Below are 13469 nucleotides of genomic sequence, written 5' to 3'. Positions count from 1 at the left end.
CTGCCCTCAGTCCCAGCTCAGTCCGCCGCGGCGCCAGATGTATGCGTAGGCGACGAACACCGTCAGCATGAACAGCAACATCTCCACCACGGCGAATACCCCGAGCGATTCGAAGGAAACGGCCCAGGGATACAGGAAGACGATCTCGATGTCGAAGACGATGAACAGCATGGCGGTCAGGTAGTACTTGACCGGGAACCGCTGCCCGGTGGTCTCATGCCCGGGGGAGCCTGGGGCCATCGGCTCGATGCCGCATTCGTAGGCCTCCAGCTTGGCCCGGTTGTACCGGCGGGGGCCGATGACCAGCGCGATTCCGACCGAACCCACCGCGAACGCCGCGGCGATCGCGCCGAGTACCAGGATGGGGATGTAGACGTTCATGCGTTCGTCATGCCCTGTGTGGCTCCCTCGTCGAGCTGTCGATGTGAGCTGGCCCACAGCTTAGCTCGGTTAACGGAACGGCCGCCGCATTTTGGCTAGGATCATGATCAGTTCCTGACGTTCCCGCGTCTCATCGCCGCTGACGCGAAGAGTGAACGGCCACAGGCCATTTCGTGCTGGTTAACGCACGGTTTCACCGCTGTGGAGACAGCACCGCCACCACGGCCTCGCCGAGCCGGATCGGGTCGATCGGATGGGGCACTGCAGCCTCCGCGCGCGACCAGGAGGCCAGCCAGGCGTCGTCCGGGCGGCCGGTGAGCACCACGATCGGCGGGCAGTTCGCGACCTCGTCCTTGAGTTGCTTGGCGAGCCCCATCCCGCCGGCGGGTGTGGCCTCGCCGTCCAGGATCGCCAAGTCGATCCCGCCCGCGTCGACGGAACTCACCACGACGGGCGCCGTCGCCACGTCGAGATACGTCAGGTCGGGCAGGTCCGGGTGGATGCGCCGTCCCAGCGCCGTGCGCACCTGGTCACGGGTGTTCGGATTGTCGCTGTACACCAGGATCTTGAGCGCGGAGTCGGCCACGTGCTCAGGCTACGACAGTACGGCGATCAGGTAGGCCGGGTTCGGCTACTCGTCGGCATAGCCCGGATGGGCCACGTCCAGCCGATGCCGCACGAGCGCCCGCAGCACGGGCTCGAGTTCGGGGCCACGGTCGTCGAACTCCCCGTCGCGTATCGCGCGCGCCAGGGCCTGCTCGTCGTCGAATCCCAGCAGCCCCGGTTCTGCGCCGTCCTGAGACAGCTCGCGTTCGACGATCCGCAGCGCGTTCGCGGCCACGCGGGCATGGAAGTTCACCGCGCCATCGGTGGCCGCGCGTACCTCGGTCTCCAGGAACTCGGCCACGGCGGCGACCAGTTCAGCGGCGGTGGGACGGTAATGGCTCATCGGGCCGCCACGAGGTTGAGCAGGTCCCATTCGGTTTCACACACCCGCCGGCCGATGGTCGCCAACTCCACCGACCTGGCCTGTCCGGACAGGTGGCGCTGCGCCTGATACCGGCAGATGATGCCCCAGCGCAAGGTGGCGGACACCAGCCACCAGTGAAAGGCCTTGCGGTCCAGAGTGATTCCGCTGGAGTGCTCATAGGCGGTCAGGAAGTCCTCGATGCGGCCCAGGCCGCCGGCGTCCAGCGTCCGCGGCGCCCCGAAGCGCCAGGCCCGAATGCAGAACCAGGCCAGGTCCTCGGCGCGCGAGCCCAGATGGGTGAGCTCCCAATCCAGCACTGCCGCCAGCCGGCTGCCGTCGACGATCAGGTTGCCCATCCGGAAGTCGCCGTGCACCAACACCGCACCGCCGGTGTCCGCCGGCTGGTTGCGCGCCAACCAGCGGAAGGCCCACTCGAAAGTGGCTGTGGTGTCACCGATCTCGTCGAGTTCGCGCCGCCATGAACTCAGTTGGTCTTCGCTCGACAGCCCGATGCCGGTGGGGTCGGCGCGGTGGATCGCCGCCAGCGCTGCGGCGCATTGCCCGAGAAGGGTGGTCCGGCCGTCGTCGTCGAGTGCGCGCTGGATCTTGCGGACGATGGTCTCCCCGGGTACGAAATCGCACACCAGGAACGGACTGCCGAGGGCCTCCGGTGAGTTGCTGGCCGCCAGCACCCGGGGCACGGGCGCGCCCGTGGCCGCGGCCCGGGACAGCGCGGCGGCCTCGAGCTCCATGCCGGCGTGGATTTCGTCGGGCGGTCCGACCCGCAGGATCAATGGGCGGGCGTCGGCCGCGGTGGTCGCCGCGAACGCCCACGTCGCGCGGCTGGCACCGCCGGTGAGTTCCCGCAGGTTCTCGACGCTGACCTCGCCGAGCTCCGGTTCGAGCACCGCGGCGAGCGCTCGGGCCAATTCCGGCGCGTCGATCACTTGCGCCCGAACTTCAGCATCCGCTGCGCCACCCGGCGAATCTGAATCTCTTCCGCCCCTTCGGTGATCCGGTAGCGGCGGTGGTGCCGGTAGATGTGCTCGAACGGCTCGTGCCGGCTGTAGCCGACGCCACCGTGGATCTGCATGGCTCGGTCGGCCGCCTCGCATACCAGTCTGTTGGCGCGGTAATTGGCCATCGACACCTTGTCGGAAACCTCCATGTGGTGATCCCGATCGAGGTGCCAGGCGGCGTAATACACCAGCAGCCGGACCATCTGGGCCTCGGTCTGCAGCTCGGCCAGCGGCCACTGCACGGCCTGGTTCACCGCCAGGGGCTTACCGAAGACGACGCGCTCGCCGGCGTACTGCGCGGCCCGGTCGATGCAGTACTGCGCGGCGCCCAGACTGCTGGCGGCCTGACGGATGCGGTTCTCGTGCAGGAACGTCTGGCCGACCTCCAAGCCGTGGTCCACCTCGCCGAGCACCGCATCAGCCGGCACCCGAACATCGTTCAGTTCGACCTCGCCGTGGTCGCTCGGCATGTTGAACGTCCACCAGTAGTACGGCACGGTGAAACCGGGGGTGTCGGTGGGCACGAGGAACGCGGTGATACCGACCGCCTGCCCGGGATCCCCCGACGTGCGGGCGAAGATCAGGTCGTGGGTGGCGCGGTGCACTCCGGTGTTCCAGCGCTTGCGGCCGTTGATGATCCACCCGTCACCGTCCCGGACCGCCGTGGTCTCGAGCCAGGTGGCGTCGCTGCCGTGGTCGGGTTCGGTGAGCCCGAACGCCATCGACCGTTCACCGGTGATCATGGCCTCGACCCATTCGGCTTGCTGCGCCGGGGTGCCGAACCGGCTCATCATGATGACCTGCGGGAAGTTGCCGACGATCGATGACTCGTCCTGCAGGTCGTTGTGCAGGCCGAGGCCCTTGTGCGCCAGGTGTTCCCGGATGACGGCCATGTCCAGATTGGTGCCGTCGCGGCCACCGAACTCGCTGGGCAGGCCGTAGCGCAGCCATCCGGCTGCGTCGGCACGGCGGCGCATCTCGTCGAGCAGATCCTCCCATTCCCGGGTGGGCACACCGCCGTTCTCGAGGTCCGTACGGGCGAATTCCCGGCGCCGGTCGAAGTACTGCAGGTTCTCTCGTTCCAGCGGTTTGATCTCCGCCTCGATGAAGGCATCCATCTCTGCCAGCAGGCCCGGAAGGTGTTCCGGTAGAGCGAAATCCACGGTGATCTCTTTCGTCGGTCAGAAGCCGTACAGGGTTTTCTTCCAGATGGTCGACAGGGTGGTGATGGCGTCCTCGTCGCTGATCTGCAGCCCGGAGTCCGGGTTGCCGACCACCACGACGGTGAAGTTCTCGAACAGCAGCGAAATCGCCGCGGCGATGTGTTCGGGATCGAGGCGCTGCCCGGGGTGGATGCCCTGCGCATGGCCTTGCTCCGTGGCGTGGCGGACCGAATCGGCGACCAGGTCCATCCCGAAGCGCCGGAACTCGTTCTGTACCTTGGCGAAGCGCGGCTGCGTGGCGCCCAGCTGGGCGACCGCGATCATGATGCCGATGTTCTGCTTGAAGAGGTTCCAGTACCCCGTCACCACGGTGGTGAAGTACTCGGTGTCCTCGGGGGACTCCGGCAGCGGCACACTCATCCCCGACGGGGTGACGATGTCGTGCAGGAAAGACTCGGCCAGCTCGGCCAGCAGGTCCTCCTTGTCGTCGAAATAGCGGTAGAACACCGCCGACGACTTTCCGGCAGCCGACGTGATGTCGGCCAGCGTGGTGCCGTGAAAGCCCCGCTCGGCGAACAGCTTCCGGGCGGCGAGTTCGATGGCCTCGCGGGTCTGTCGGCCCTTGGCGGTCAAATTTGCGGTGGGCATGCTCAGCCCAGCAGCCGGTCGCCGGCGCGCAGCAGGGCGCTGGGCAGCTCATGGCCCACAACACGCTGCGCCACCATGGCCGCGTCGATCGCCAGGTCCAGGTCGATGCCGGTGTCGATGTCGCTGTCCCGCAACAGGTAGACCAGGTCTTCGGTCGCGATGTTGCCGGTCGCGCCGGGTGCGAACGGGCAGCCGCCCAGGCCGCCCACCGACGCGTCGAGTCGCGTCACACCGGCCTGCACGGCGGCGTAGGCGCTGGCCAGGCCGGAGCCCCGCGTGTTGTGGAAGTGCGCGCCGAGCGGCAGGTCTCCGATGACCGGGCGGACGCGGCTGATCAGGTCGCTGACACGCCGCGGGGTGGTGGTGCCGATGGTGTCGGCGATGGCCACCCGATCCGCCCCGAATTCCATTGCTGCCGCGGCGATATCGACCACCCGGCCCGGGTCGGTCGGTCCGTCGAAGGGGCAGTCCCAGGCGGTGGCGATGATGACTTCGGCGCTGGCGCCGCTGTCGTGGGCCAGGCCGACGATGTCGGAGATCAGGGCCGTCGAATCGGCCGTCGAGCGCCCGACGTTCGCCCGGCTGTGCCCGTCCGCGGCGGACACCACGTATTCCAGCGACCGCATGCCGGCCGCCAGCGCACGGCCGGCGCCGCCGGCCCCCGCCACGAGCGCGGAGAACTCGACGTTGGGAAAAGCGTCCAGCGCCGCGGCCAATTCGGCGGCATCGGCCAGTGCGGGCACCTTGGACGGTGAGACGAATGCGGTGGCCTCGACCTCCTGCACACCGGTGGCAACGATGGCCTCGAGCAGTTCGAGCTTGGCGGACAACGGAATCGGGTCTTCGAGTTGCAGGCCGTCGCGCAGGCAGACCTCGCGGACGGTCACGTGGGCCGGCAGGTCGGTCACAACACACCCTCCTCGCGCAGTGCCGACAACTGCCCGGCATCGAGACCGAGGAGACGGCCGAACACCTCCGCGTTGTCCTGGCCTGGCCGCGCCGAGCCACCGTTGCGGATGGTGCCGGGCGTGTCCGAGAGCACCGGGACGACGCCGGGACCCTTCACATTGCGTTGCACCCGTTCGTCCCAGTGGTCGGCAATCATGTTGCGTGCCTGCAGTTGTGGGTCTTGTACCACCTCGGCGACAGTGTTGATGGGCCCACTGATCACGCCGGCCTCCGACAGGGTGGCGATGATGTCGTGGGGCTCCCGCTGCGCTGCCCAGTCGCCGATGATCTTGTCGAGTTCGTCCTGGTTGCGGCCACGCGCCAGATGGTCGGCGAACCGTTCGTCGGTCGCCAGTTCGGGCCGGTCCATGGCCTGACAGAGCCGCCGGAACACCGTGTCCTGATTGGCCGCGATCACCACCCAGCTGCCGTTCGCGCTCTGGTAGATGTTCGACGGCGCGATACCTTCGAGCCGGGTGCCCGACGGTCCGCGCACCACGCCGCCGATGTCGTAGTCCGGAATGGTGGATTCCTGGATGGCCAAACAACTTTCGGTGAGTGCCGTATCCACGACCTGGCCCTCGCCGGTGACACTGCGCCGGTACAGTGCGGCGAGCGCGCCTTGCGCGGCGAACATGCCGGCGAGGCTGTCGCCCAGCGACAACGCGAGTCGCGGCGGGGGACCGCCGGGGAAACCGTTCATGTGCCGCAGCCCGCTCGCCGCCTCGGCGACCGACGCGTAGCCGGCCTTCCCGGCGTCGGGACCCGTCTGGCCGTAGCCCGACACCCGCACCAGGATGATGCCCCGATTGCGTTCGCGCAGAACGTCGTAACCCAGGTTCCATTTCTCGAGCGTGCCGGGCCGGAAATTCTCCACGATCACATCGGACTGCTCGACGAGGTCGAGGAACAGCTCCCGGCCGCGCGCGGTGCGCAGGTCGAGCGTCACCGCTTTCTTGTTGCGCGCGTGGACCGTCCAGAAGAACCGGTGGCCGTCGAGCTCGGCCTGGCCCCAGGTCCGGAGCGGATCGGGGGCCGACGGCAACTCGATCTTGAGGACCTCGGCGCCCATGTCGCCGAGCAGCCGGCCGGCGAACGGACCGGAGATCAAGGTGCCGAGTTCGAGCACCCGGATGCCGTCCAGAGCACCCGTCGTCACAGCGAAAACCCCCGCTGGTGCAGCCAGTCCGTGCAGATGCCGACGGCCTGCCGCAGCGTGCCGCGCTGATCCGGTCCGGAGTAGTAGTGGTTGGCGCCGGGAATCTCGTGCATCTCCTTGTCCGGATGCCCGATCGCCTCGTAGAGCCGCCGCGTGTGGCTGGGCGTGCAGGCGTCGTCGGCGAGGTTGCCGATCACCAGTGTCGGCACCGCGATGTCCGGACCCGCCTTCACGGCGTCACCGTTGGCGTCGTCGTAACTCCACTGCGACAGCCAGCTGCGCAACGTACAGAATCGGGCCAGGCCGACGGGGCTCATGTTCACCACTCGAGGATCCCCCAGATAGCACTGTCCCGGGGTGCGTTCGTTGGGATCGACCGTCGGGTCGAGCCAGCGCGGGTCGGCCATGGTGCCGTGCACGACGAACGCGAACTCGTCATCGGGCCGCCCCGCCGCCTTGAGCTCGGCGAGCTTTTCCTTGACCCACTTGGTGATTCGCCGGTTCCGGGCGATCTGTGCCTCGTGGTACCGCTGCAGGAACTCGGGGGAGTACGGCGGTTGGTTGGGGTTGTCCGGGTTGTAGAGATCGAGTTCGGGATCGCGCTTCGACGGGTCGTTCTCATCGAGGATCGAGGCGTCCATCCACTCGGTCATGGTGCCGTGGCGGCTGATGTGGGCGGCCAGCAGCATGAGACCGTCCGCCGGGATCAGGCCCAGCTTCGTCAGGTCCGGCCCGTCCCCGGAGGGACTGGCCGTCACCGTCGGGTGCTGCGCCTGCTGCTGGTAGAAGACCGACAGCGAGCCGCCGCCGCTCCACCCGGCGAGGACCACCTTCGCGTAGCCCAGCCGGTTCTTGGCATCCTTGATGCACTCACCGAGATCCTCGACCACCTTCTCCATCAGCAATGCCGAGTCGGTGCCGCGGAAGCGGCTGTTGCAGTAGATGACGTGGTGGCCGGCGCGCGCCAGTGCGTTGATCATCGGCAGGTAGGCGCCGCCCCCGATGGGGTGCATGAACACCAGCACCGTGTCACTCGGCTTGGCTTTCGGCTTCAGCAGGTAGCTTTCCAGCACCACCAACTCCGCCACGCCGCCGTACACATCGCGCACTGCCGAGTTGTTCTGGTACGCAACCAGATACGGGATGCGGTCGTAGTCGTGCTTGACGGGTGCTTCGGCGGTTGTCATCAGTGCTCTCTCTTCTTCGCGCAAGCGCTCATCAGTGCTGCCCCAGATCATTGGCAAGGATTTCGGCGGAGGGTGTGAGACGTCGGCGCGTATCGATGGCGATCACCGACCAGTCGACGCGGTCGTACTGGTCGAACTTGCGGCGGGCGCGCTCCCGCGCCGCTTCCGGTGCGCCGTGGTGAACACCTTGGGGCGCATGGGAGATCAGGCCCGGCGGCATCGGGATGCCGTACAGCGAGCCGGAGTGGAAGAACGCGATCTCGTCGTAGTCGACGTTGCGGTGGTACCAGGGGGTGCGCTCGGTACCCGGCACGCTCTCGGCCGGCTTGGGTAGGAAGTTCATCACGTAGACGCCGGTCGCCTGCATGAACAGGTGCACGGTCGGCGGCAGGTGCACGCTCTCGGACGTGATGACGGTGTAGTCCTCGATGTTGAAGGTGAACGGGAAGTTGTCGCCCCGCCAGCCCTCCACATCGAGCGGATTGTGTTGGTAGATGAGCGAGGTGGTCCCAACCCCATCGACCGGGGCGTGGTACATCCGCACCTCGTACTCTCCGTCTTTTTGCGGGCCGTCGCCAGTTTCAAGCGGCTCGGGTTCGGGGATGGTGACCTGCGCCGGGTCGAACGGGAAGTGTCGTCCCAAGGTCCCGGCCGGCGGCACCCGGAAGTCATCGGTGGCCTGGATCATGAGCCACGTCGACTCGTCATCCGGCACCTGCCGGAACGTGCACGCCTTCGGGATGTAGACCCAGTCGCCCTCGCGGTACCGCAGCGGCCCGAATTCGGTCTCCAGCAGCCCGGAACCCTTGTGTACGAACAGGAGTAGATCACCGTCGACGTAGCGGACGAAGAACGGCATCTCGGTGCTCCGCCGGCTCAGCAGCACCTGGCAGTCGGCGTTGGAGAACATCAGCAGGGGAGCGCCCGCCGCGTCGGTCGCATCCGAGGGCTTCAATTCGGAGGACAGCACGTCTGTGGGCCGGAGCGGGCCGACGGTGCGGTATGCGGTGGGGTCGTTGCGCCGGTACATGTTCGCGGTACGCCCGACGAAGCCGCCGCGCCCGAGTTCGTCGTCCTTGAGCCCATCGAGGTCGGCGTGCACTCGCTTGGGAGTTTTGCCTTTGCGCAGGTGGACGAATGATTCCATGCTTGCTCCTGTACGTGGCCCTGGAACTAAAAATAACGTTAGTTTTACTTATGGACCGATGTCAATGACCCGACGGAGATTGGCGCGGCCTAACCGTCCAGGTCGACGCGCACGGTCAGCAGGTTGGTGCCGAACGTGCGTACCCCGAAGCTGTTGAACTGCGGCAATTCGCGAAGTCGCGCGGCCGCGTCATCGTCGGGTACCAGGTGCGCAGTCCCGCTGTGCCATCTGCCATGCAACCGCACCCGAACCCGGGGATCAGCCTGGATGTTGCGGATGTACTGGGACTTCTCACCGAATTCCGAGACGAACCAGAACTGCCCGTCGACGATCTTGCCGCCCAGCGGAGTGCGACGGGGTTCACCGGACTTGCGCCCTGTGGTCTCGAGTAGCGTCTGAAACGGCAACCGCCGCATGACGGGATTGGCGATCCGCTTCTGGAAGAAGTTGGTGAAAGCGGGCTGTGGGTTTGGCATCTGGCTATTTCACACCCTCGTGTTCATCAGATCATCGACGTCCGCGGGATCTTCATCCCGAGCGTGAGTGCGCCGGCCAGTTCCCGGCTGGTGTCGTAATCGAAGACGACGTGCCCGGCCAACACGTCGACGTCGCGCTTGAACCGCTGCATCGGGCTGGCCAGGAAATGGATGCTGGCTCCGCCGGCGCCCATCAGGTCACCGATCACCGCCCGCGATTCGGCCACGATGTGCGCGGCCGTCAGCCGGGCCTGTGCGCGCACCGGCTTCTCCACGGGATCGCCGGCGACGACGATCTCCTCGATCTCCCCGACGGTGTCGGCGAGCAGTGCGCGCAGTGACCGCAACCGCACCTGTGCTCCGGCCAAGTGCGCCTGGGCGATTGGCTTGTCCTTCTGCATGACGCCCTCGTACGGCAGCACCCGCTCGGCCAGCCGTTGCGCGTAGTTCTCGGTGACCCTCTCGGCGCTGCCCAGGGCGGGCATGGCGGCGAGCAGGGCCAGCGCCGGCACCATCGGCCAGCGGTAGGTGGCGCTGTCATGCAGTCCGGCGCCGGGCGCGGTGCCGGCGTAGATGTCGGTCACCTTGACCAGTCGGTGCTCGGGCACGAAGACGTCCGTGGCGACGACGTCGTTGGATCCGGTGGCTCGCATGCCGTCGGTGTGCCAGACGTCCTCGACGGTGATGGCACTGATCGGCAGGAGCGCCAGGGCGGGGTAGATGCCGTCATCGGGCCCGCAGAGCGCGGCGACGATGATCCAGTTGCCGTGCATCACCCCGGTGGCCCAGGACCAGCGCCCGGACAGTCGGATGCCGCCGTCGACCGGCAGTCCTCTGCCGGTGGGGGCCAGCGGTGCGGGCGCCAGGAAGGGGCGGCTCTCGAACGCCTCCTGCTGGGCCTGCTCGCCGAACAGCGCCAGCATCCAGTTGTGCAGCGTGAGGAAGCCGATGGTCCAGGCGCTCGAGGTGCAGCCGTGGGCAAGTCGGCGTACCGGGTCGAGGATGTCGGGGAACGGCGCCTGCTGTCCGCCGAAACGCGCGGGCACCAGAAGTTCGGTGAACCCGGACGCGATCAGGTCGCGCACGGTGTCGTCCGGAAGGCGCCGGAGTTTTTCGGCCTCGGCGGCGCGTTCGCCGAGCGCGGTCACGAAGCCATCGGTTATGCCGGCCTGCGTACTCAACATGAGCGGACCGTACCATACCTTTTGGTATGGAGATCAGGTCGCGAGCATCAGGTCGAGGAATCGTTCGCTGCGGGCGGCCAACCGCGGATGGGGGGAGTCGCCGGAGAGGTGTAGGAACCCGATGCCGACCGCGAAGGTGGCGTCGGCCCGCAGCTCCGCCTCGTCGCCGTCGAAGCCGTAATCCTCGAACGCGCGCCGAACCGCGGCGAGAATGCGCCGATCCGCGGCGCGCACACTCTCGGCGACCGCCTCATCCGAGCGCGCCCACTCCCGCATGGCCCGCTCCAGCGTCCAGTGCCGGGGGCTGACCAGCGAGTTCATCATCTGGATCAGTCGGTCCCGCGGCGGCAGGGCGCCGATTTCGTCGATCTGGCTGCGGTCGGCGTCACGGAGCTCGCCCCAGCCCTGGACGAGGGCGGTCCGGTAGGCGGCGATGTTGGCGAAATGCCAGTAGAAGCTGCCTTTCGTGACGTTCAACCGGGCGCACAGGCGATCGATCTTCAGCGCCTTCAGGCCCTCTTCCGCCAGGATCGCGTAACCGGCCGCGCGCCAGTCGTCGATACCCAACCGGCTGCCCGGCCGGGTGTCCGCCAGGTCGTCGACGTCGTTCCGATCGCTCGTCACAAACGGCAGCCTACGGCCGGATGAACGGCTCCCAGCAGAGCCGCCGGGTGATAGCTGAACGATACGAAGTCCGCAACAACCTGGTCTCAAGCGCGATTCGGGGGTTCCTCGGCGTGTCGGGTGCGTGTTTTACTGCCCACAGACAACTGAATCATTCGGTGTGTTCAGTTCCCGTACCAGGCTGAGCTCACCGCACGCGGCTGCGGGAATCGCGGCCGTGCCACCAACGCCATCCGATCGCGTGGAGTGGGCACTTTACCCGGTACCCGACACTGAAATGGGATTGTGAATGTTCGTTGACAAGATTCGCGGCCGTTGGGCACGCAGGGTCGCCGGCGCCGTCTCGGCCGCCGTCCTGCTCCCCGGTCTTATCGGACTTGCCGGCCAGACAGCGACCGCCGGCGCGTTCTCGCGCCCCGGCCTGCCGGTCGAATACCTCCAGGTCCCGTCACCTGCCATGGGACGCGACATCAAGGTCCAGTTCCAGAGCGGTGGTAACGGGTCGCCCGCGGTGTACCTGCTCGACGGCCTGCGTGCGCAGGACGACTACAACGGCTGGGACATCAACACCGCCGCCTTCGAGTGGTACCTCAACTCCGGTCTGTCGATCGTCATGCCGGTCGGCGGCCAGTCCAGCTTCTACAGCGACTGGTACAAGCCGGCGTGTGGCAAGGCGGGCTGCTCCACCTACAAGTGGGAGACCTTCCTGACCCAGGAGCTGCCGCAGTGGCTGGCGGCCAACCGCGAGGTCAAGTCGACCGGGATGGCGGCAGTCGGTCTGTCGATGGCTGGTTCGTCCGCGATGACCCTGGCCATCTGGCACCCCGAGCAGTTCATCTACGCCGGTTCGATGTCGGGCTTCCTGAACCCGTCCGAGGGCTGGTGGCCGTTCCTGATCAACGTCTCGATGGGTGACGCCGGCGGTTACAAGGCCGACGACATGTGGGGCTCGACGGGCGACCCGAACAACGCCTGGCAGCGCAACGACCCGATGGTCAACATCGGCAAGCTGGTTGCCAACAACACCCGCCTGTGGGTCTACTGCGGTAACGGCAACCCGAGCGAGCTCGGCGGCGACAACGTGCCGGCCAAGTTCCTCGAGGGCCTGACCATCCGCACCAACCGCACCTTCCAGGACAACTACCTGGCCGCGGGCGGCAACAACGCGGTGTTCAACTTCCCCGACAGCGGCACCCACGACTGGGGCTACTGGGGCCAGCAGCTGCAGGCCATGAAGCCTGACCTGCAGCGCGTGCTGGGCGCGAACGCCTCCTCGTAACCACGACAGCAAAAGGCCCCGGGAGCAATCCCGGGGCCTTTTGCTTGTCACGGTGCCGGCGGAGCGCCCGTCACTTGAGCTGTGCCGACGACAGGCCCAGCAGGCGTCGCGCCACAACGAGCTGCTGAATCTGCTGCGTGCCCTCGAAGATGTCGAGAATCTTCGAGTCGCGGGCCCACTTCTCGAGCAGGGTCTGCTCGGAATAGCCAGTGGTACCGGCCAATTCGACGGCCTTGAGGGTCACGTCGGTGCCCATGCGCCCGGCCTTGGCCTTGCTCATGGACGCTTCCTTGGAGTTCGGAATCTTGTTGTCGGCCTGCCAGGCGGCGCGCAGCGACAGCAGGTACGCGGCCTCCCAGTCGGACTCCATCCGCAGGAACTCGGCGGCCGGTGCGCTCTGGGCGTGGGCCGGCTTGTCGTACGAGATCTCGATGCCCGCGTCGGTCAGGATCGCCCGCAGCTCCTCCAGGGCGGCACGGCCCACGCCGATCGCCATGGCGGCCACCATCGGACGGGTGTTGTCGAAGGTCTCCATGACCCCGCCAAAGCCCTTGTCCACCTTGACCTCCGGATCACCGAGCAGGTAATCCTTCGGGACCCGGCAGTTGTCGAAGCGGATGACCGCGGTGTCGGAGGCCTTGATGCCCAGCTTGTGTTCCAGGCGCTCGACGATGACGCCGGGGTGCTCGCGCGGCACGACGAACGACTTGATGGCGGCCCGGCCGAGCGACTTGTCGACCGTGGCCCACACCACGATGTGGGTGGCGCGCGAACCGGCGGTGACGAAGATCTTCTCGCCGTTGATGACGTACTCGTCACCGTCGAGCACGGCGGTGGTCGTGACCGCCGCGGAGTCGGAACCGAAGCTCGGCTCGGTGATGGCCATGGCGGCCCACACCTTGCCCCACTTGGACAGCTGTTCCTTGGTGGCGACCGCGGAGATGGCGGCATTGCCCAGGCCCTGGTAGGGCACGGTCAGCAGCAGGGCGACGTCGCCCCAGCTGACCTCGAGCGCGTTCAGCAGCGCAGACATGTTGGCGCCGTTGACGTTTGCGTGCTTGCTCTTGGACTCGTTCGCCGAGAAGCCGGCGCCGGCCACCGAGACGGTGTTCGACTCCTGCACGCCCTCGAACAGGCTGGCAAGGGTGTCGAGTTCCGACGGGTAGGCGTGCTCGGCGAGGTCGTACTTACGGGAGATGGGGCGGAGCATCTCGGCGGCGCCCTGATGTCCCTTTTCCGCGACAGCCTTCAGCTTGCGGGGCAGTTCCAAATTGATTGCCATGA

Annotated in this window: 15 protein-coding genes; 1 reads left to right on the top strand and 14 read right to left on the bottom strand. The window is 67.1% G+C overall.

All coding sequences use genetic code 11. The annotated features are described in order from the left end of the window. Positions 1-6 precede the first annotated feature (6 nt). The 13 genes from ACJH6J_RS03245 to ACJH6J_RS03185 all read right to left on the bottom strand — a co-directional run bounded on the left by ACJH6J_RS03245 (position 7) and on the right by ACJH6J_RS03185 (position 10906). The gene (locus ACJH6J_RS03245; RefSeq protein ID WP_043400785.1) at positions 7-381 is read right to left on the bottom strand and encodes an NADH-quinone oxidoreductase subunit A; all 375 of its coding nucleotides are present in this window, start codon (positions 379-381) and stop codon (positions 7-9) included. 193 nt (positions 382-574) lie between these two features. After that, positions 575-967, bottom strand: a complete 393-nt coding sequence (locus ACJH6J_RS03240; RefSeq protein WP_135357290.1) for a response regulator transcription factor — start codon at positions 965-967, stop codon at positions 575-577. A gap of 45 nt (positions 968-1012) precedes the next feature. Further along, on the bottom strand, positions 1013-1330 hold the full coding sequence (locus ACJH6J_RS03235; RefSeq protein ID WP_244872836.1) for a DUF6285 domain-containing protein: 318 nt from the start codon (positions 1328-1330) through the stop codon (positions 1013-1015). Beyond that, the gene (locus ACJH6J_RS03230; RefSeq protein WP_244872837.1) at positions 1327-2298 is read right to left on the bottom strand and encodes a phosphotransferase family protein; all 972 of its coding nucleotides are present in this window, start codon (positions 2296-2298) and stop codon (positions 1327-1329) included. The genes ACJH6J_RS03235 and ACJH6J_RS03230 overlap by 4 nt, the downstream gene beginning before the upstream one ends. Then, positions 2295-3533 carry an acyl-CoA dehydrogenase family protein gene (locus ACJH6J_RS03225; protein ID WP_212813609.1) on the bottom strand — a complete coding sequence of 413 codons (1239 nt, stop codon included), beginning with the start codon at positions 3531-3533 and terminating at the stop codon, positions 2295-2297. Before ACJH6J_RS03225 ends, ACJH6J_RS03230 begins: the two co-directional genes overlap by 4 nt. 18 nt (positions 3534-3551) lie before the next feature. After that, positions 3552-4181 (bottom strand): TetR/AcrR family transcriptional regulator, encoded by a 630-nt coding sequence (locus ACJH6J_RS03220; protein WP_212813611.1) that lies wholly within the window; start codon positions 4179-4181, stop codon positions 3552-3554. A 2-nt stretch (positions 4182-4183) separates the two neighbouring features. Further along, positions 4184-5089, bottom strand: coding sequence for a hydroxymethylglutaryl-CoA lyase (locus tag ACJH6J_RS03215; RefSeq protein WP_212813613.1), 906 nt, complete (start codon positions 5087-5089; stop codon positions 4184-4186). Then, positions 5086-6288, bottom strand: a complete 1203-nt coding sequence (locus ACJH6J_RS03210; RefSeq protein WP_212813615.1) for a CaiB/BaiF CoA-transferase family protein — start codon at positions 6286-6288, stop codon at positions 5086-5088. The genes ACJH6J_RS03215 and ACJH6J_RS03210 overlap by 4 nt, the downstream gene beginning before the upstream one ends. Continuing rightward, positions 6285-7475 carry a S9 family peptidase gene (locus ACJH6J_RS03205; protein WP_212813617.1) on the bottom strand — a complete coding sequence of 397 codons (1191 nt, stop codon included), beginning with the start codon at positions 7473-7475 and terminating at the stop codon, positions 6285-6287. The genes ACJH6J_RS03210 and ACJH6J_RS03205 overlap by 4 nt, the downstream gene beginning before the upstream one ends. Positions 7476-7506: 31 nt before the next feature. Continuing rightward, positions 7507-8622 (bottom strand): homogentisate 1,2-dioxygenase, encoded by a 1116-nt coding sequence (locus ACJH6J_RS03200; RefSeq protein WP_212813618.1) that lies wholly within the window; start codon positions 8620-8622, stop codon positions 7507-7509. 89 nt (positions 8623-8711) lie between these two features. Further along, positions 8712-9098, bottom strand: coding sequence for a nitroreductase/quinone reductase family protein (locus tag ACJH6J_RS03195; protein ID WP_212813621.1), 387 nt, complete (start codon positions 9096-9098; stop codon positions 8712-8714). 26 nt (positions 9099-9124) lie between these two features. Beyond that, the gene (locus ACJH6J_RS03190; protein ID WP_212813623.1) at positions 9125-10282 is read right to left on the bottom strand and encodes an acyl-CoA dehydrogenase family protein; all 1158 of its coding nucleotides are present in this window, start codon (positions 10280-10282) and stop codon (positions 9125-9127) included. Between the two features lie 33 nt (positions 10283-10315). Next, a complete protein-coding gene (locus ACJH6J_RS03185; RefSeq protein ID WP_212813625.1) occupies positions 10316-10906 on the bottom strand; it encodes a TetR/AcrR family transcriptional regulator in 591 nt (196 codons plus the stop codon). A gap of 289 nt (positions 10907-11195) precedes the next feature. Between ACJH6J_RS03185 and ACJH6J_RS03180 the strand changes: the two genes are divergently transcribed. Next, the gene (locus ACJH6J_RS03180; protein WP_212813627.1) at positions 11196-12185 is read left to right on the top strand and encodes an esterase family protein; all 990 of its coding nucleotides are present in this window, start codon (positions 11196-11198) and stop codon (positions 12183-12185) included. A gap of 70 nt (positions 12186-12255) precedes the next feature. On the opposite strand, the gene ACJH6J_RS03175 is transcribed toward ACJH6J_RS03180, so the two are convergent. After that, positions 12256-13467: an acyl-CoA dehydrogenase family protein gene (locus tag ACJH6J_RS03175; protein ID WP_020102696.1), complete on the bottom strand. Its 1212-nt coding sequence runs from the start codon at positions 13465-13467 to the stop codon at positions 12256-12258. Positions 13468-13469: the final 2 nt, after the last annotated feature.

It is taken from the genome of Mycobacterium sp. SMC-18, from assembly GCF_045310895.1.
In the GTDB taxonomy this organism is placed as follows: Bacteria; Actinomycetota; Actinomycetes; order Mycobacteriales; family Mycobacteriaceae; genus Mycobacterium.
Note: the sequence above shows the minus strand (reverse complement) of the source record. Positions and strands in the feature narration are given on the sequence as shown.